At 34.0% G+C, this 18684-nt stretch carries 18 protein-coding genes; 9 read left to right on the top strand and 9 right to left on the bottom strand.

Annotation, left to right across the window (positions count from 1 at the left end; all coding sequences use genetic code 11):
- Positions 1 to 5 precede the first annotated feature (5 nt).
- On the top strand, positions 6 to 326 hold the full coding sequence (locus EDB96_RS11975) for a YbaB/EbfC family nucleoid-associated protein (RefSeq protein WP_134140991.1): 321 nt from the start codon (positions 6 to 8) through the stop codon (positions 324 to 326).
- An 87-nt stretch (positions 327 to 413) separates the two neighbouring features.
- On the opposite strand, the gene EDB96_RS11970 is transcribed toward EDB96_RS11975, so the two are convergent.
- A complete protein-coding gene (locus tag EDB96_RS11970; RefSeq protein WP_057118618.1) occupies positions 414 to 1433 on the bottom strand; it encodes a threonine aldolase family protein in 1020 nt (339 codons plus the stop codon).
- Between the two features lie 151 nt (positions 1434 to 1584).
- Here EDB96_RS11970 and prfB point away from each other — a divergent pair.
- From prfB to hemN, 8 genes are all read left to right on the top strand, one after another.
- Positions 1585 to 2683, top strand: a protein-coding gene (gene prfB / locus EDB96_RS11965; protein WP_128414998.1) for a peptide chain release factor 2 whose coding sequence is annotated in 2 segments (ribosomal slippage) — positions 1585 to 1647 and positions 1649 to 2683 — 1098 coding nt in all. Because the reading frame shifts where the segments join, the coding sequence is not laid out codon by codon here.
- 77 nt (positions 2684 to 2760) lie between these two features.
- Positions 2761 to 3207, top strand: a complete 447-nt coding sequence (gene msrB, locus EDB96_RS11960) for a peptide-methionine (R)-S-oxide reductase MsrB (RefSeq protein WP_134140989.1) — start codon at positions 2761 to 2763, stop codon at positions 3205 to 3207.
- A gap of 330 nt (positions 3208 to 3537) precedes the next feature.
- Positions 3538 to 4536 carry a UDP-3-O-(3-hydroxymyristoyl)glucosamine N-acyltransferase gene (lpxD, locus tag EDB96_RS11955; RefSeq protein ID WP_134140987.1) on the top strand — a complete coding sequence of 333 codons (999 nt, stop codon included), beginning with the start codon at positions 3538 to 3540 and terminating at the stop codon, positions 4534 to 4536.
- A 418-nt stretch (positions 4537 to 4954) separates the two neighbouring features.
- Positions 4955 to 6583 (top strand): acyl-CoA carboxylase subunit beta, encoded by a 1629-nt coding sequence (locus EDB96_RS11950; protein ID WP_057118622.1) that lies wholly within the window; start codon positions 4955 to 4957, stop codon positions 6581 to 6583.
- A gap of 121 nt (positions 6584 to 6704) precedes the next feature.
- Positions 6705 to 7127, top strand: coding sequence for a DoxX family protein (locus EDB96_RS11945; protein WP_057118623.1), 423 nt, complete (start codon positions 6705 to 6707; stop codon positions 7125 to 7127).
- Between the two features lie 105 nt (positions 7128 to 7232).
- Positions 7233 to 7580, top strand: a complete 348-nt coding sequence (locus EDB96_RS11940) for a hypothetical protein (RefSeq protein ID WP_134140985.1) — start codon at positions 7233 to 7235, stop codon at positions 7578 to 7580.
- Positions 7581 to 7684: 104 nt separating this feature from the next.
- On the top strand, positions 7685 to 8161 hold the full coding sequence (locus EDB96_RS11935) for a hypothetical protein (protein WP_134140984.1): 477 nt from the start codon (positions 7685 to 7687) through the stop codon (positions 8159 to 8161).
- Between the two features lie 120 nt (positions 8162 to 8281).
- Positions 8282 to 9646: an oxygen-independent coproporphyrinogen III oxidase gene (hemN, locus tag EDB96_RS11930; RefSeq protein ID WP_134140982.1), complete on the top strand. Its 1365-nt coding sequence runs from the start codon at positions 8282 to 8284 to the stop codon at positions 9644 to 9646.
- Between the two features lie 134 nt (positions 9647 to 9780).
- Here hemN and EDB96_RS11925 read toward each other — a convergent pair whose 3' ends face one another.
- The 8 genes from EDB96_RS11925 to EDB96_RS11890 all read right to left on the bottom strand — a co-directional run bounded on the left by EDB96_RS11925 (position 9781) and on the right by EDB96_RS11890 (position 18507).
- Positions 9781 to 10482, bottom strand: a complete 702-nt coding sequence (locus tag EDB96_RS11925) for a sulfite exporter TauE/SafE family protein (protein ID WP_057118627.1) — start codon at positions 10480 to 10482, stop codon at positions 9781 to 9783.
- Between the two features lie 107 nt (positions 10483 to 10589).
- Positions 10590 to 11039, bottom strand: coding sequence for a FixH family protein (locus tag EDB96_RS11920; protein WP_134140979.1), 450 nt, complete (start codon positions 11037 to 11039; stop codon positions 10590 to 10592).
- A 14-nt stretch (positions 11040 to 11053) separates the two neighbouring features.
- Positions 11054 to 12472 (bottom strand): cytochrome c oxidase accessory protein CcoG, encoded by a 1419-nt coding sequence (gene ccoG / locus EDB96_RS11915; RefSeq protein ID WP_134140977.1) that lies wholly within the window; start codon positions 12470 to 12472, stop codon positions 11054 to 11056.
- An 11-nt stretch (positions 12473 to 12483) separates the two neighbouring features.
- Positions 12484 to 13422, bottom strand: coding sequence for a cbb3-type cytochrome c oxidase N-terminal domain-containing protein (locus tag EDB96_RS11910; protein ID WP_134140975.1), 939 nt, complete (start codon positions 13420 to 13422; stop codon positions 12484 to 12486).
- A gap of 2 nt (positions 13423 to 13424) precedes the next feature.
- Positions 13425 to 13619 (bottom strand): cytochrome c oxidase subunit IV, encoded by a 195-nt coding sequence (locus EDB96_RS11905; RefSeq protein ID WP_057118631.1) that lies wholly within the window; start codon positions 13617 to 13619, stop codon positions 13425 to 13427.
- Positions 13620 to 13626: 7 nt separating this feature from the next.
- Complete coding sequence (gene ccoN, locus EDB96_RS11900; RefSeq protein ID WP_134140973.1) at positions 13627 to 15810, bottom strand: cytochrome-c oxidase, cbb3-type subunit I; 2184 nt, start codon at positions 15808 to 15810, stop codon at positions 13627 to 13629.
- A 2-nt stretch (positions 15811 to 15812) separates the two neighbouring features.
- Positions 15813 to 16004, bottom strand: coding sequence for a cbb3-type cytochrome oxidase assembly protein CcoS (gene ccoS, locus EDB96_RS11895; RefSeq protein WP_057118633.1), 192 nt, complete (start codon positions 16002 to 16004; stop codon positions 15813 to 15815).
- Positions 16005 to 16119: 115 nt separating this feature from the next.
- On the bottom strand, positions 16120 to 18507 hold the full coding sequence (locus EDB96_RS11890) for a heavy metal translocating P-type ATPase (protein WP_134140970.1): 2388 nt from the start codon (positions 18505 to 18507) through the stop codon (positions 16120 to 16122).
- Positions 18508 to 18684 lie beyond the last annotated feature (177 nt).

Genomic DNA, 18684 nt, shown 5'->3' with positions numbered 1-18684 from the left:
CAAAAATGGATTTAATGGGAATGATGGGTAAACTTAAAGAAACCCAGCAAAAAATTGAAGATACAAAAAAGCGTTTAGATACTGTTTTGATTGATGAACAAAGCGCTGACGGATTATTGAAAATTACTATTACAGCTAGCAGAAAAATAAAATCGATCTCTATTGACGATTCTTTGTTTGAAGATAAAGAACAACTAGAAGATTACTTAATTGTAACGTTAAATAAAGCTATAGAAAAAGCAACAAGTGTAAACGAAAGAGAATTAGATGCTGTTGCCAGAATGGATATGCCTTCTATTCCTGGAATGGATAATCTTTTTAAATAAGGTGCTAAGATGCTAAGGTTCTAAGTTTCTAAGTTTTTCCTATTGGAGTCTTAGAAACTTAGAACCTTAGTTCCTCAGTAACTTCCTTTAAAACTTCGAAAGCGTTTCCAACACATAAGTATGCATTACTTCTTTGTAATCTAAATGCGTAACAATTCTAAGTTTATTATGTCCTAATGAACTTATTAGTATATTTTTTTGTTTTAGTTTTTCAATTAATAATTGATCGCTGTAACCTTCGGCTAACGAAAAAATCAAAATATTAGTTTCAACGGGTTCAATTGAAGCAATCCAAGGTTTAGTACTTAGGATTTTCGCAATTTCTTTAGCTCTGCGATGATCTTCTGCCAGTCTTTCGATATTATGAGCCAAAGCATATAATCCAGCTGCCGCTAAATATCCTACCTGACGCATTCCGCCTCCTAATATCTTTCTGATTCTCAACGCTCTATGAATATCAGCTTTACTACCCAATAAAACTGAACCTATCGGAGCGCCTAAACCTTTAGATAAACAAACTGAAATAGTATCAAAAATAGCCCCAAATTCCCTAGGATTTTGTCTTTTGGCAACCAATGCATTCCAGATTCTGGCGCCGTCCATGTGAAATTTCAAATTATTGGCATCACAAACCTTTTTAATCTCTCTTAAATCTTCTAATTCGTAACAAGCTCCGCCTCCTTTGTTCGTAGTGTTTTCAACACAAACCAAACTTGTTAAAGGACTATGATAAAACTCAGGATCGTTTATTGCTGCTTTAACTTGTGCTGCTGTAATCATACCGCGGTTTCCATCCAATAAGCAACAAGAAACACCACTATTAAAAGACACACCTCCACCTTCATAATGGTAAACGTGCGCATATTTATCAGCAATTAACTGCTCTCCTGGTTGTGTATGCAGTTTAATAGCAGTTTGATTTGCCATAGTTCCAGACGGAAAGAAAAGTCCAGCTTCCATACCAAAAAATTCTGCAGTTCTATTTTCCAATTCAATCACCGTAGGGTCCTGTTTGTATACATCATCGCCAACATGAGCGTTAAACATATACTGCAGCATTTCATAAGTAGGCTTTGTTATGGTATCGCTGATTAAATTTATTTCCATATTCTAAAAACTATATCTTATTTTTGTATGCAAAATTACGTATTACAAATAGTTATTCTGAGCAAGTTTCAGTAAAATTTAACTTGCTAGTTTCTATAGACCAAATTAACGTAATAATTCTAAAAAACATATAAAACCAATTAATTAATTTATGACAACAGCCGAACAAGTAAAAGGTATTGTGGAGCGCCTTGGTGCGTTGAGGAGGTATCTTTGACGTTGATGCCAAACTAATCGAAATTGCAAACGAAGAAGAAAAAACTTTTGCACCAGATTTCTGGAACAACCCAAAGGAAGCCGAAAACATTGTAAAAAATCTTCGAAACAAGAAAAAATGGATTGAAGATTATGACAAAGCCGTATCGCTTACAGATGAATTACAGCTGGCTTATGACTTTTACAAAGAAGGCGAACTTTCTGTCGAAGAATTAGATGAACAATACAATACTGCACAATCGCATATTGAAAACATCGAATTTAAAAATATGCTTTCTGATGAAGGTGACAGCTTAAGTGCTGTAGTACAAATTACTGCAGGAGCCGGCGGAACTGAAAGCTGTGACTGGGCAGGAATGCTGATGCGTATGTACATGATGTGGGGAGAAAGTTATGGTTACAAAATAAAAGAACTTAACTTTCAAGAAGGTGATGTTGCTGGAATTAAAACAGTAACGTTAGAATTTGAGGGAGATTATTCTTTTGGGTATCTAAAAGGCGAAAATGGTGTTCACCGATTGGTTCGAATTTCTCCTTTTGACAGTAACGCTAAACGTCACACTTCATTTGTATCTGTATATGTTTATCCGCTTGTTGATGATAGTATCGAAATTGACATTAATCCTGCCGATATTGAAATCACAACTTCTCGCTCAAGTGGTGCTGGAGGACAGAACGTAAATAAGGTAGAAACGAAAGTTCAATTGGTTCACAAACCAACTGGAATTCAGATTCAGTGTTCTGAAACGAGATCTCAACAGGATAACAGACAGCGAGCTATGCAGATGCTTCGTTCTCAATTGTATGAAATCGAATTGAAGAAACAACAAGCACAGCGTGCCGATATAGAAGCTGGAAAAATGAAAATTGAATGGGGTTCGCAGATTCGTAACTATGTCATGCAGCCTTATAAATTAGTAAAAGACGTTCGTACTGGTTACGAAACCAGCGATGTTGACGGTGTAATGAACGGAAATATTGATGCGTTTCTTAAGGCCTATCTAATGATGATGGGACAGAAAGAGGAAGAGTAAAGTTTTTCAGTCGCAGTAAACTTGAAACTTGAAACCTGAAACCTGAAACTTTAAACGTGAAACTAAAAAAACAAATTATGATAAAATGGGCAGATGTAATTCATTTTACAAATAAAGGAAATCCAACTCCTGATAAAAGAGTTGAGAAAACGGAGGAAGAATGGAAACAAATTTTAACTCCAGAAGAATTTCAGGTGACACGTTTAAAAGGAACCGAAAGATCTTTTAGTTCTGAATTATGCAGTTTGTTTGATCCTGGAATTTACGAGTGTAAATGCTGTGGAACGGTTCTTTTTGATGCCAGCGAAAAATTCGAATCTGGAACAGGATGGCCTTCTTTTACACAGCCTGTAAAAGAAAGTGTCGTTGGTTACCACGCCGATAAATCATACGGTATGATTCGTGTTGAAGTGACGTGTAATGTGTGTGATGCGCATTTAGGACACGTTTTTCCAGACGGACCGCCTCCAAGTGGTTTACGATACTGCATTAATGCCGTTTCACTATCAAAAATCAAAGAATAAATTAAAAAAGCGATTCCTTTTTAGAGTGAATCGCTTTTTTTTAATCATCACTCAGTTAAACAATTAACAGATTAAATGTAAGTGAGTACTTATCAATTAAATATTTTTTTTCTGAATAGGCTATTTATGATCAATTCAATCTAAAAACATAGCTACAGTTTACTTAAACATTAAAAAACATTCAGTAATTTAATAGTTAAAATGTTAATTTTGTAATATTTAGACTTCTATTTTAAATATTTATTAAGAAACTTAAAAATTTTATTAGGTAATTAAAATGTAATTCAGTTTATTTGGCAAAAATTAATCCCCTAGTCTATTAAACTGTCAATGAGATCGTATTCAATTCAAGAAATTAATGAAGTAATTAATGGCGTAATTTACGGCACTACTTCACAAAGCATAACCGCAACAGAACAATTAGAAAAAGCTACAACTTCAGAAATTTCTTTTATAGGAAATAAAAAATACGAAAAATACTGGTCGACATCAAATGCATCAATTGCGGTAGTTAATGAAGACATTTCGATCGAACCTGGTGAAAATCGCGCTTTTATTAAAGTAAAAAATGCCGATTTGGCCATGTCACAAATTCTTGCCCTTTTTGCCCCTCCTACTCCTATTTTCCATAACAATATTCACAGAACTGCGACTATTGACGACACAGCTATAATTGGAGAAGGCGCTAAAATTGGTGCCGGATGTTATATTGGACCAAAAGTAGAAATTGGTGCACATACAACTATTTATCCAAATGTGACTATTTTGGACGAATGTACTATCGGAAAAAACACCATTATTTGGTCTGGAACAGTTGTACGTGAACGCTGCCATATTGGAAGCGACTGTATCATTCATCCAAATGCAACAATTGGCGCAGATGGTTTTGGATTTCGCCCTTGTACTGAAAAAGGTTTAGTGAAAATTCCACAAATTGGAAATGTTATTATTGGCAACGGAGTTGAAATTGGAGCAAATTCTTGCGTTGACCGCGGTAAATTTAGTTCTACAGTTCTGGGAGATGGCTGCAAAATTGATAATTTAGTGCAGATTGGACATAACAGCAAGTTAGGTAAGTTCTGTATAATGGCAGGAAACAGCGGTTTGGCGGGTTCTGTAACTTTAGGAAATGGCGTTATTATTGGCGGAAGCGCTTCCATAAAAGACCATACAACTATTGGAGACGGAGCTATCGTTGGTGCTGGATCTGGCGTTATAGGTGATGTCCCAGCAGGAAAAACAATGCTTGGTTATCCAGCTGTTGAAGCGCGTGATGCTTTAAAACAATGGGCAACACTAAAGAGAATGGCTTGTGCTATTAAAAAATAAATTAAACATTACATATATAAAAAACATCCGCTACAACGGATGTTTTTTCATTTTATAAAGCTTCACATTTAAAACCAATATTTTTGAATTAATCTTAAAAGAAAAATTTACCACAGAGAACGCAAAGTTTTTTAAATACTTAGGCATAATATAAACATAAAGTCCACAAAACTTTGCGGACTTAGATAGTGTAAAACAACTCAAATCTTAGTGAACACTGCGAAAACCTTTGTACCCTCTGCGTTAAAATATTTTACGGCTATGCTGCTTTTAATTTTTCTCCATAACATTTAGAGTTAATCTTTACTTGTATGCGAAATGAAAGTTAAATGCCCTTTCTTAATTCATAAAGCAACCCTTTTATTTCAATTGATTTTGTAAATTAGCCAACACTATTTTACAAAATCAATACTATATTATGGATTTAAACTTCAATAAAAACGAAGATCACAATAAACTGCTCCTTTCTGAATTAAAACAAAAATTTGCCAAAGTAAAATTAGGCGGAGGCGAAAAAAGAATCGAAAAATTGCATTCTGAAGGCAAAATGACAGCCCGTGAAAGGATTGCATATTTATTGGATGAAAATGCAAAAAGTATTGAAATTGGCGGTTTTGCAGGCGAAGGAATGTATGCAGAACATGGCGGATGCCCTTCGGGAGGCGTTGTCGTAAAAATTGGATACATCAAAGGAAAACAATGTATTGTGGTTGCCAATGATGCGACAGTAAAAGCTGGAGCATGGTTTCCGATTACAGGAAAGAAAAACCTACGCGCACAGGAAATTGCAATGGAAAACAGACTTCCTATTATTTATTTGGTAGACAGCGCGGGCGTTTATCTTCCAATGCAGGATGAAATTTTTCCAGACAAAGAACACTTCGGCCGCATTTTTAGAAATAATGCTCAAATGAGCAGTATGGGTATCACGCAGATTGCCGCCGTAATGGGAAGCTGTGTTGCGGGAGGTGCCTATCTTCCTATCATGAGCGATGAGGCATTAATTGTAGATAAAACCGGAAGTATTTTCCTTGCCGGAAGTTATTTGGTAAAAGCGGCAATTGGAGAAACTATTGACAACGAGACTTTAGGCGGAGCAACTACGCATTGTGAAATTTCTGGAGTAACCGATTATAAGGCTAAAGATGACAAAGATGCTTTAGATAAAATCAAAAATATAGTAGACAAAATTGGTGATTATGATAAAGCTGGTTTCAGCCGAATTAAAGCTGAAAAACCTGCTTTAGATCCAAATGAAATTTATGGAATCCTTCCGAAAGCAAGATCTGAACAATATGATATGATGGAAATCATCAAACGTTTGGTCGACAATTCGGAATTTGAAGCTTATAAAGATGGCTACGGTCAATCGCTTATTACAGGCTACGCCAGAATAGACGGCTGGGCAGTCGGTATTGTTGCTAATCAGCGAAAAGTGGTAAAAACTAAAAAAGGCGAAATGCAGTTTGGCGGCGTGATCTACTCAGACAGTGCTGATAAAGCAACCCGATTTATAGCCAATTGCAACCAGAAAAAAATTCCTTTAGTTTTCCTTCAAGATGTAACAGGTTTTATGGTCGGTTCTAAATCAGAGCATGGCGGAATTATTAAAGACGGAGCCAAGATGGTAAACGCCGTAAGTAATTCTGTTGTTCCTAAATTTACAGTTATTGTCGGAAATTCTTATGGCGCAGGAAATTATGCCATGTGCGGAAAAGCGTATGACCCTCGATTAATATTTGCCTGGCCAAGTGCAGAACTTGCCGTAATGGGCGGAACACAAGCGGCAAAAGTATTGGCACAAATTGAAGCTTCTTCGCTAAAAGCAAAAGGAGAATTGGTAGACGAACAAAAAGAAACAGAATTATTCAATAAAATAAAAGCACGCTACGACGAACAGACTTCGCCTTACTATGCAGCAGCAAGACTTTGGACAGATGCCATAATTGATCCTTTAGAAACTCGTAATTGGATTTCTTTAGGTATCGAAGCAGCAAACCATGCCCCTATTCAAAAACCATTTAATTTAGGTGTAATTCAGGTATAGTAATTTAAGAATTCTCAAAACACGTTAAAAAAATAGTAAAAAACTCAATTTCAAGCTGTTAAAAATATATATCTTATTAAAATTTAGTAACTTAGTATATAATTTTTAATCACACAGCATCATGGAAAATGTAAAAAGTTTAAATAAATGGGCGAATTCGCACACTTATTTGCCAGTTGATTTAGTACGTATTGTTTTGGGTGGATTTTTATTTATGAAAGGTGTATCATTTGTCACCAATATTCAATACCTGCATGATTTAATTTCTCCTATAGATAAATTTGGCGGAGGTATGTTTATGCTGCATTACATTGCTCCTGCCCACATGATTGGCGGTATCATGATTATTTTTGGATTACTAACGCGTTGGGCAATTGCAGCTCAATTACCAATATTATTTGGTGCAGTTCTCATCAATTTCATGGGACAAATGCACTCTGAAAGTTTAATTTTAGCTGTTGTCGTTTTATTAATCTGCATCTTCTTCTTATTTTACGGAAGCGGCAAACATTCTGCAGATTATTATTTTAAAATGCAGCAATAACTTAACTCCTCAGCTTTTTACACAAAAAGGTTGAGGATTATTTTTGAGTGTTAATTAATTCTATAAAATTTCTTTAATTGTGTTTTATGACTTAAATTCGCCGACATGAATTGGATTCGTAAAGCCGTTATTTGTATTGCACTTTTGATTGCAGGTTTGTTTGCTTATCAGGCGGACACAGCTTCTGTGCATATAATTGAAACGCAAAAAACAGATTCAAATTTCTGCAAAGACATCACAGATTCGTCTGCATTTATTCAGCCTCAGGGAAGTTATCAATTTGCAGCAAACATCAAAACAAATCCTTCTGGAATTCTAAAATGTTTTGATTCTCTATTACCGCTTATCCCACAGCATCAAACTGTTACAAATACTACCGTATATACTAAAATTTTTACAACTCAAAGTAAAAAAGTCTTAGTTATACTCTATGCTTTCCATTTTTTCTGGTAAATAAATACTTGATTTCACCTGAAGATTTATTCTTCAATTACAACTAGACCGTTTTCTATTTGAAAACTGTTTCGTACATCATTTATTTATTTCATTAAAACATTATGGAAACTACTACAACAATAATGGGTATTGTGATTTTAATTATTGTCGCAATTCCAGTATATTTTTCTGCCCGCACAAGTGCTGCGAGTAAATCAAGAATTTTGAATATTAAAAAGCGTTTTAATCCATCAAATCCGGAAAGTTTTGATTTGACAGAATCGATCAACAATAAAACATTAACGCTGGATCAAAAAAACAACAAATTCATTCTAATGAATTTCAATCCGAATCAGCAAGAATCAACTTTTGTCGATTTAAACACAATTGCTTCCTGCAAGCTGGTTCCAACAACAGATGGAAATTCAGACACCATTATTAAAATTGATTTTGAATTTCAAGATAAAGAAACATCCAAGAAAACAATAATTCCATTCTATGATTTTGATGATGACCGCATCAAACAGATAAGCGTTTATCAAGATCATCAGTTTGCAAAAAAATGGCATAAAATCATCCAAGATTCTATTTCACGTTAGTTATTTAATTCAGTAAAGAGGCTCAAATTTTGAGTCTCTTTTTTTTGTTTGTTACATGATATTTGTCATTTTATGTCTATCAGTGATGTTTTAATTTTGATGTAAACTAAATCCGTCATTATGAAAATCTCTTTGACTCAAAAGTACAATGTCCCAGGTCCAAGATATACCAGCTATCCGACAGTTCCGTATTGGAATGAAGCTGAGTTTACAACAGAGAAATGGATCACTTCTTTACAAAAATCCTTTTCGGAAAGTAATTCAAAGAACGGAATTAGTTTATACATTCACTTACCTTTTTGCGAAAGCATGTGCACTTTCTGCGGATGCAACAAGCGTATTACAAAAAATCATTCTGTTGAAGAAACTTATATAAAAGCACTTTTAAAAGAATGGAGTTTATATTGTAAAGTACTCCCAGAGAGACCTGTTATTAAAGAAATACATTTAGGCGGCGGAACACCCACCTTTTTTTCAAAAGAAAATCTAGAGCATCTTATAAACGGAATTTTTAGTTATGCTGTAAAAGCAGAAAATCATGAATTTAGTTTTGAAGGACATCCCAACAATACCACTTATGAACAGCTTAAAAAATTATATGATTTAGGCTTTCGCCGAGTAAGTTTTGGGGTTCAGGATTATTCTGCTAAAGTGCAAAAGGCTATAAATAGAATTCAGCCTTTTCATAATGTTGCCAAAGTAACATTTTGGGCAAAAGAAATTGGTTACAACTCAATTGGTCATGATATAATATTTGGTCTTCCTTTTCAAACTATTGAAGATGTAATTGATACAGTTGAAAAAACAAATTCTTTAAAACCAGACCGCTTAGCTTTTTACAGCTACGCTCATGTGCCTTGGATAAAAGGAAATGGACAACGCGGTTTTAATGATGAAAATCTTCCTAAAGATGCCGAAAAAAGAAAACTGTATGAAATTGGAAAACAGCTTTTAACTAAAAATGGTTATCACGAAATTGGGATGGATCATTTTGCATTAGAAAGTGACAGTTTGTACAAAGCAGCCCACAGTGGAAATCTGCATCGTAATTTTATGGGTTATGGCGCTTCTAAAACGCAGGTTATGATTGGTTTGGGAGTTTCTTCTATTAGCGACAGCTGGTATAGTTTTGCACAGAACACTAAAAATCTAGAAGACTATTATCAATTATTAGAATGGGATAAATTACCTGTTGTAAAAGGTCATATTTTAAATGATGAAGATCTAATTATTAGAAAACACATTCTAAATTTAACTTGTGAATTACAGACTGCGTGGACAAAGGATTTTTTAAATTTTGCCGAACTTCCTGAAGTTTTAACTGCTTTGAAAGAAATAGAAAATGATGGTTTGATTGTTATCGAAGATAATAAAATAAAAATCACCGAAGAAGGAAGACCTTTTGTTCGTAATATTTGTATGGCTTTTGATTTACATTTAAAAAGAAAATCACCAGAAACTAATTTGTTTTCAATGACTGTGTAATTAAATAAATATTAAACACAAAGGAACATAGTTTTTAATGCTAGAAAGAAAATAAATAGAAATTTATTTCTAGCCATAACTAATGTGACATTGAAATTTTTATGTCCCTAAAATTACATCCAACGTTGATTTTCTTAATGGCAATTTGGAGTCTGCTGTACAAATAAATTCATATTTGAGGGAGAAATATACGGAATTCCCAATCCTAAACCTCTAAGGATAAATAAAACTCCAATTATCACCGCAACATACGGAATTGCTTTTTGAATTTTATTTCTAAATGGTAATTTCAACAATGTATTTACAAATACTACGATCGTCATTAGCGGTATAGTTCCTATGCCGAATAACAACATGTAAAAAACTCCATAAGAAGCGCTTTGCATCGCAATTGCTCCAAATAAGGCAACATAAACCATTCCGCATGGTAAGAAACCATTTAAGAGACCAATTGTAAAAAGAGATTTGTAACTTTTGTTTTTAAATTGACTTCCTAAGTTCGTTTTAATTTTAGAGATGATTTTATAGACTGGTTTAGAAAAATTATACTCGGCAAATTTTTTCTCTGGAATTAAAACAACGATAATCATAATTACACCTATAATAATCGACATTTTTTGCTGTAATCCAGCTAGAAAAAAACCTCTTCCTAATAGTCCAAAAATCAGTCCGATCGTGGCATAAGCTGTTAAACGACCTAAATGATAGGTCATAATCTGAGTCACTTTTTTTGCTTCATTTTGTCTGTCTACAGGAAGCATCATAGCAATGGGTCCGCACATTCCAACGCAATGCAGACTACTGATGAGACCTAAAAAGAAAGCTGAGAATAACATCTTTATTGAATTTTATGGCGCAATTATTAATTTTCATGTATCCCGATGGGACACTTTTTTATATGATATATCTTTTCTACCAATTAAATGCTCCTTGCGGAGCATTATTAATTTACGTAGATAACTTCTTTGCTTAAATATTTTTTGCCTTCGTACTGCCATTCCATATTGACATCCCAGCGGCCTTTTATTAATTTTTTCTGCGGAATAATTAATTCTGAATTGGTTAAGGCAATCTGAGTATTAAAATCAAATTTTTTGTTTGAAGGTCTGTATAGTAGAATATTGCCTTTTACTTTATCACTTTCAAATCCTGCAGGAAAGGTTACTGCTACACCACTATCTGTGTATTTGATTGATGGCTTATGCTGCAAGTCATGCGCATTTTGAATTCGGGCCATTTCCTCCTGAAAATGCGTATCATGTTTGTAATATTCCTCGACAACCAAATCGTTATCGTATTTAGAATTTGATTGTACTTCAAAAACAAAATATAAAATAAACGTCATAAACAATCCAAATGCTATGACAATTCCGGTACCCCAATTAATTTTCATACTATTTAATTTTTTTAATTAAAACTGCGTGGTCCTAAGAAATTTGTAGTTGTTGTTTCTATGAGTTCAGAACCATTATAAACTCCTATTTTTACTTTTGTTTTATCGCTTTCCAATAAAACTTCATTTATTTCGATGAATAATGTTCCTTGAGAAATTCCTTCTTTAGCAACTTTAAAATGCTGTTTTCCAACATTTTTAATTTCTCCTTTTTGATCGATTAATTCGAAATGGATATCCTTGTAATCTTTCATAGTTTTGTTTACAATTTTGTAGGTGTAAACATTACTGATTTTATCTCCTTTATGTTGAAAGAGCTGTCCTGGTAAACGCAAAACAACTGCCTGAACATCGGTTCTTAAGAACAACATCCCAACAAAAATGCTCAACAAAATAAACAGAACTGCTGTATAACCTTTCATTCTTGCTGTAAACTTGAAAGGCTCTTTTTTAGCAATTTCATCTTCAGAAGCATAACGAATAAGGCCTTTTGGCAAACCTACTGAATCCATGATGTGATCACATTCATCAATACAGGCTGTACAATTTGTACATTCTAACTGCGTTCCATTTCTAATGTCTATTCCCATTGGACAGACGTGAACACATTGAAGACAGTCGATACAGTCTCCTTTTCCAGTTAAAACCCTATCCTCTTTTTTATTAAATTTTGCTCTTCCTTTTTCTTTTTCACCTCGAACAAAATCATACGCCACATTGATTGATTTATTATCTAAAAGAACACCTTGCAGTCTTCCGTAAGGACAAGCAATAATGCATACTTGTTCGCGAAACCAGACAAAAACAAAATAGAAAACCCCAGTAAAAATAAGAAGTGCAATAAAATTACTCGCCTGCTGAATTGGACCTTGCTCAATCATCAAAAAAAGAGCGTCACTTCCAACCAAATATGCTAGGAAAACATTCGCGATACCAAAAGAAATCAAAAAGAAAATTGTCCACTTGGTCAATCTTTTTCTAATTTTTTCCGCATTCCATTCCTGTCTTGCTAAACGTGACTGCGAGCCTCGGTCTCCATCTATCCAATATTCGATACGACGGAAAACCATTTCAAGAAAAATGGTCTGCGGGCAAATCCAGCCACAAAATATCCGTCCAAAAACAACTGTAAATAAAATTACAAATACAACGCCGACAAGCATTGATATTACGAAGAGGTAAAAATCCTGAGGCCAAAAAGGGAATCCAAAAATATTAAAACGACGCTCCATTATATTGAACATCATAAACTGATTCCCATTTACCTTAATAAACGGATTTATGACTAAAATTGCCAATAAAATATAGCTGACAATTTTTCTGTAATTGTAAAATTTACCAGACGGTTTCTTTGGGAAAATAAATTTCCGTTTACCACCTTCATCTATAGTTCCAATGGTATCTCTAAAAGCTTCGTCTGGTAAATTTGACATGGTATTATTTTTTATTTTTTAACTTCTGCAGTTTCTGTTGATGCATTTACTGCAGCATCTTTAGCTGGAGCACTATCATCAACCCAAATTTCTCCATCGGGAGCTTTTGGATCTTTAGGATTACTTCCTTGAAGAGACAAGATATAACTCGCTACTTTTTGAATTTCTTTTGGTTTCAGAGTTCCTTTCCAGGCAATCATTCCTTTTCCGTCTCGGCCGCCATTTGTAATCGTGTGGAATAAGTTTTTAATTCCGCCTCCTAAAATCCAGTGATTATCTGTTAAGTTTGGACCAATCTGTCCTCCTGCATCTGCTCTGTGGCACGCTGCACAATTGGTTGTAAAGATTTCTTTTCCAGCAGCTAAACTTGGCTCATCAGTAAGTAAAACAACTGTTTTTTCATCCATTAAATCTGGTGCTGTTTTTAAATATTCTTCGACATCAATTTTTGCCTGAGCCATTTCTTTCTTCAACTCCATTTCTTGATTGTCGGCTCCTAGAACTTCGTAACGAACGACATAGATTACTCCAAAAATGATACAGATGTAGAATAAATACACCCACCATGGCGGTAAATTATTATCAAGTTCCTTGATTCCATCATAATCATGATCCATTAGCAGCTCACCTTCTTTTTCAATTGGTGAAGTTTTAGTCAATTTTTGCATTAGGTTTTTAAACCAAGTGCTTTCTTTTAAACTTAAACTTTCTTCATGATCTAATTTTGCTTTTTCTTCTGGTGATAATAATTGATACATCACTCGGTTAACAGCACTTAATGTTATTTCAATTGCAATTAAAATAAATAAGAATACAAACAAAAAGAGTGATACCATCGGATATTTTATAAAAGCAGGTCTATCACCTGAGTCTATAAAATATTCCATCAAAGCAAATACGATGAAGAAAATCAGCGGTACTCTAACATATACTGGGAAAAACTTTTTCATTTTTATCTATCTTTTGTAATTACAACAAGTCCTTCATCTAAAGGTATACTACTCATTTCCTGAATTTTGTCTTTTCTATAAGAGAACACCCAAAAGCCTAATCCTACGAAAAAGAAGAAAAAAATCAAGAGGGAAAGAATCGGGTAAATTTCTATACCCGATATTGTTTCCATATTGTGTTTTATTTGTTCGAACATAATGCTGTTATTTAGTTTCTTTTACTTTAATATCAGTACCAAGTCTTTGAATATAAGCAATCAAAGCAACGATTTCCCTTTCGTTCATAGGAATGAACTTTTCTCCTTTTGCAGCAGCTTTTTTCTTGCTGTCTTCATAACTTTTTACAAAGTCAGGATCGTTTTCTAAGCTTTTCTCAATTTTTACAGCCTGCTCTCTTAAAGTTTTTTGTGCGTTAGCTACATCTGCTTCACTATAAGGAACTCCAAGCGAAATCATAGCCTGCATTTTTTTCTGCGTTAATGAGATATCCATTGCTTTATTATCAAATAACCATTTATATCCTGGCATAATTGATCCGGCTGAGATACTTTGCGGATTCCAGAAGTGGTTAAAGTGCCAGTTATCATTGTACTTACCTCCTACTCGTAATAAATCTGGACCTGTACGTTTTGATCCCCATAAAAATGGATGATCATATACGAATTCACCCGCTTTAGACTGTACTCCATAACGCTCAACTTCACTTCTGAAAGGACGAACTGATTGAGAGTGACATCCCACACAACCTTCTCTAATGTATAAATCACGTCCTTCTAGTTCCAGCGGTGTATAGGGTTTTACACTCGAAATTGTCGGAATATTTGATTTTACCATGATTGTTGGTACAATTTGAATAATACCTCCAATTAAAATAGCGATTGTAGCTAAAATTGTTAATTGAATTGGTTTTCTCTCTAACCAAGAGTGGAATTTCTCACCTCTTACACGTCCGCTGCTGATTCTTTGTAAAGCAGGTGCTTGAGCCAGCTCATCTTCTACAGGATTTCCAGCTTTAACTGTCATTATGATATTGTAAACCAATGTCAACATTCCTATTAAGTACAAAGTACCACCAATAGCTCTCATCCAATACATTGGCATAATAGCAGTTACCGTTTCAAGGAAGTTTCCGTAAGTTAAAGTACCGTCTGGATTAAATTGTTTCCACATAGAAGCTTGTTGAAAACCAGCTACATACAAAGGAATTGTATAGACAATAATACCCAAAGTACCAATCCAGAAATGGAAGTTTGCTAATTTCTTAGAGAACAGATTCGATTTTGTCATTCGAGGAATTAACCAATAAATAATACCAAATGACATGAAACCATTCCAAGCTAAAGCTCCAACGTGCACGTGTGCAACGATCCAGTCTGTATAATGCGCAATAGCATTTACGTTTTTCAAAGAAAGCATCGGGCCTTCAAAAGTTGCCATTCCGTAACCTGTAATTGCTACAACGAAGAATTTTAAAACTGGTTCTTCACGAACTTTGTCCCAAGCTCCTCTTAAAGTTAAAAGTCCATTGATCATACCTCCCCAAGATGGTGCAATTAACATTACTGAAAATGCAACTCCTAAATTCTGTGCCCAGTTTGGCAATGCAGAATATAATAAGTGGTGTGGTCCTGCCCAGATATAAATAAAGATTAAAGACCAGAAGTGTATAATAGATAATCTATATGAGTAAACAGGTCTGTTTGCTACTTTAGGAATAAAATAATACATTAATCCTAAGAACGGTGTTGTAAGGAAAAATGCTACTGCATTATGTCCGTACCACCATTGTACAAGTGCATCTTGAACTCCTGCATAAACAGAATAACTTTTTAGACCAGAAACTGGAATTTCAATATTATTAAAGATATGAAGTACTGCTACCGTTACAAATGTTGCTAAATAAAACCAAATTGCAACATATAAGTGACGTTCTCTACGACGCAACATGGTTCCAATCATATTGATTCCCATTACTACCCAAATCAACGCGATTGCAATATCAATTGGCCATTCTAATTCTGCATATTCTTTAGAAGAAGTATAACCTAATGGAAGTGTAATGGCTGCAGCAACAATAATAAGCTGCCATCCCCAGAAATGAAGATTACTTAAAAAATCACTAAACATTCTGGCTTTTAGCAATCTTTGCAGGGAGTAGTACATACCAGCAAAAAAGGCATTACCTACAAAGGCAAAAATTACTGCATTGGTGTGTAATGGTCTTAAACGGCCATAACTCAGCCACGAAATCCCATCTGTCATGTTGGGAAAAAGGTACATTACCGCCAGGGTAAGTCCCACTAACATACCCACAACTCCAAAGAGGATTGTGGCGTAAATGAATTTTTTTACAATTTTGTTGTCGTAATAAAACTGTTCCATTTCCATAATTATACTTGTTTTTCTTCGATTGGTGAATTATTATTTGGGGAAATAATTTTGGTCTCGTCGTCAAAAAGAATTCTGACTGAGGGTGTATAATCGTCGTCGTACTGGCCGGATTTGACAGCTGCAATGAAGGCAATAAAGAAGCAAATTGCCACGAAAATACTCACTGAAATTAATAGATAAATAACACTCATACCGTAAATTTATGTTAACAAAATTACTAGGTGATTGGCGTTTAAAATATGATAATTATCATGATCAGAGAAGAATACTAAAATAATATAGACTATTCTATCTCACCAATGAAAGTCATTTTAAATCCCTGTTGCTAAAATAGTTAGACATTAAAGTCACGAAGCTCACTATAGTAATTGTACTCAAAGGCATAATGATAGCTGCTACGATAGGAAGGAGATTTCCTGTAACTGCAAATGCAAGCCCAACAACGTTGTAAAGCAATGACAAAGCAAAACTCATTTTGATTACCAATATTGCTTTGTGTGAGAGCTTTAAAAAGTAATTTAGACGTGAAAATTCAGATGCATCCAAAATAGCATCACATGCTGGTGAAAAGACATTTACGTTCTCTGAAATTGATATTCCAACATTACTTTGTGCCAATGCTCCAGCATCGTTTAGCCCATCACCCACCATCATAACATTCTTTCCTTTTTCTTGAAGTTTTTTGATGTATTCGAGCTTTTGTTCTGGTTTTTGATTGAAGATTAATTCGGTATCTTTTGGAAGGATAGCTTCTAAATTTCCTCTTTCTCCATCATTATCACCAGAAAGTACTTTAATTTCATATTCTCTGCTCAATTTTGAAAAAAGATCTTCTAAGCCTTCTCGATATTGATTTTGAAAAACAAACTTTCCAAAATAAACTCCATCAATTTTAATATGTAAAGCTGTTTTTTCGATCTCTGAACTATTTGTAACTATATCATCTACAAATTGCCCTGACCCTATTTTAATTTCTTTATCAGCAGCAACGGCTAAAATTCCTTTTCCTGTAATTTCTTGAAAATTATCGACTTGTATCCGTTTTGTTTCTGGAAGAAAATTATAAAGCATACGGCTTAAAGGATGGTTTGAACCGCGAAGCACATTTTTAATCAATATATTATTAGAATCAGAGATTGTATTTCCCTCGTATACTATATTCGATTTTTTATTGGTTGTAATTGTTCCCGTTTTATCAAAAACAATTGTATCAACTTTAGAAAGCTGTTCAATCACTACAGCATTTTTTAAATAGAATTTCTTTTTACCTAAAATTCTCAAAATATTTCCAAAAGTAAATGGAGCTGTAAGAGCGAGTGCGCAAGGGCAAGCCACTATTAATACCGCTGTAAAAACATTAAAAGCTGTATTAGCATCTATAAATATCCAATAACCAAAACCAGCAAATGCAATCAGCAGTAAGATTGGGGTAAAATACCGGCTTATTGCATCTGTTATGGTTTTGTGTTTTTGGTCTACTTTTTTCTGAAATATTTCATTGCTCCATAATTGCGTCAAATAACTTTGAGAAACAGAATGCAGTACTTCCATTTCAATCACTTTTCCAATCTGTTTGCCGCCTGCAAATACTTTGTCTCCCGACTTTTTAGTAATCGGAACGGCTTCTCCAGTTACAAAACTATAATCAATTTCTGCGCTTTCGCTGATTAAGATTCCATCAACTGGAATAAGTTCTTGATTTCTAATTAATAATCGATCTCCCTTTAAAACATCATAGATTGCCACATTTTCTTCAGAAGAATCTTTGTTAATTTTGGTAACCGCAATTGGAAAATAAGATTTAAAATCTCTTTCGAAACTTAAAAAACTATAGGTTTTAATTTGAAACATTTTACCAAGAAGCATAAAGAATACTAAACTTGCCAAACTGTCAAAAAAACCTGGACCGTGATCCATTAACATATCGTATGAGCTGCGAATAAACATTACAATAATCCCTAAAGCAATAGGAATATCAATATTCAACATTCTCGTTTTAATGCTGTGATAAGCAGAAACATAATAACCACTGGCAGAATATAAAAAACTTGGAAGAGCTAAAAGAAAAATCAGCAATCTGAAAAAAGGTTTGTAACTATCTAGCCAGAATTCTTTCATTTCGAAATATTCGGGAAAAGAAAGGAGCATAATATTTCCGAAACAAAAAAAGGCTACACCAAGTTTATAAGTTAAACTTCTGTCTACTTTTGCTTTTGCTGTTTCGTAATTTTCTAAACTTATATAAGGTTCGTAACCAATTGAACATAAAAGGTTAACTATTTCTTTTAAAGAAACAAGATCTGAATTGAAGGTAGTTCTAACTTTCTTTTCGTGGAAATTAACTTGTGAAATATTAATTCCAGGCTGTAAGCGGTTTAGATTTTCTAAAATCCAAATACATGAACTACAGTGAATATGAGGAATGTTCAAAGAAACAATGGCGGTATTTCCTTCTTGAAATTCTAGAATCTTTGAAAGTATAGCATCGTTTTCTAAAAAATCATATTTGCCTGCAATGTCCTGCGGAGTAGCACCAGGCGATTTTTCGAAATCATAATAAGAGGTTAAGTCATTACTGCTGAAAATTTCGTAAACTGTTTTACAGCCTGTGCAACAAAACTTCTTATCATCAAAATCAATTTCTTCATTTTGTTCAATAGTTAAACCACAATGAAAACAACTTTGCTCCCTCATAAACTAGTTTTTATAGGGTACAAATTTCCGATTAAACACCAGTCATTAAGATGATAATTATCATATTATATTCGAATTCACTTTTACTGAAATAAAATTATAATTATCAAATCATTACGAATCCTTATTTATAATAATTTTACCTGATAAAAGTGCCTAAAAACTTTAATTATCCTT

It is taken from the genome of Flavobacterium sp. S87F.05.LMB.W.Kidney.N (genome assembly GCF_004366435.1).
GTDB lineage: Bacteria > Bacteroidota > Bacteroidia > Flavobacteriales > Flavobacteriaceae > Flavobacterium.
Note: the sequence above shows the minus strand (reverse complement) of the source record. Positions and strands in the feature narration are given on the sequence as shown.

Coding starts and splice junctions, on each gene's coding strand:
- EDB96_RS11905 (WP_057118631.1), bottom strand. CDS start 13,619: ATGTTCGAACAAATAAAACACAATATGGAAACAATATCGGGTATAGAA.
- EDB96_RS11920 (WP_134140979.1), bottom strand. CDS start 11,039: ATGAAAATTAATTGGGGTACCGGAATTGTCATAGCATTTGGATTGTTT.
- EDB96_RS11975 (WP_134140991.1), top strand. CDS start 6: ATGGATTTAATGGGAATGATGGGTAAACTTAAAGAAACCCAGCAAAAA.
- EDB96_RS11940 (WP_134140985.1), top strand. CDS start 7,233: ATGAATTGGATTCGTAAAGCCGTTATTTGTATTGCACTTTTGATTGCA.
- msrB (WP_134140989.1), top strand. CDS start 2,761: ATGATAAAATGGGCAGATGTAATTCATTTTACAAATAAAGGAAATCCA.
- lpxD (WP_134140987.1), top strand. CDS start 3,538: ATGAGATCGTATTCAATTCAAGAAATTAATGAAGTAATTAATGGCGTA.
- EDB96_RS11925 (WP_057118627.1), bottom strand. CDS start 10,482: ATGTTATTCTCAGCTTTCTTTTTAGGTCTCATCAGTAGTCTGCATTGC.
- EDB96_RS11890 (WP_134140970.1), bottom strand. CDS start 18,507: ATGAGGGAGCAAAGTTGTTTTCATTGTGGTTTAACTATTGAACAAAAT.
- EDB96_RS11910 (WP_134140975.1), bottom strand. CDS start 13,422: ATGAAAAAGTTTTTCCCAGTATATGTTAGAGTACCGCTGATTTTCTTC.
- hemN (WP_134140982.1), top strand. CDS start 8,282: ATGAAAATCTCTTTGACTCAAAAGTACAATGTCCCAGGTCCAAGATAT.
- EDB96_RS11950 (WP_057118622.1), top strand. CDS start 4,955: ATGGATTTAAACTTCAATAAAAACGAAGATCACAATAAACTGCTCCTT.
- EDB96_RS11945 (WP_057118623.1), top strand. CDS start 6,705: ATGGAAAATGTAAAAAGTTTAAATAAATGGGCGAATTCGCACACTTAT.
- EDB96_RS11970 (WP_057118618.1), bottom strand. CDS start 1,433: ATGGAAATAAATTTAATCAGCGATACCATAACAAAGCCTACTTATGAA.
- EDB96_RS11935 (WP_134140984.1), top strand. CDS start 7,685: ATGGAAACTACTACAACAATAATGGGTATTGTGATTTTAATTATTGTC.
- ccoN (WP_134140973.1), bottom strand. CDS start 15,810: ATGGAAATGGAACAGTTTTATTACGACAACAAAATTGTAAAAAAATTC.
- ccoG (WP_134140977.1), bottom strand. CDS start 12,472: ATGTCAAATTTACCAGACGAAGCTTTTAGAGATACCATTGGAACTATA.
- ccoS (WP_057118633.1), bottom strand. CDS start 16,004: ATGAGTGTTATTTATCTATTAATTTCAGTGAGTATTTTCGTGGCAATT.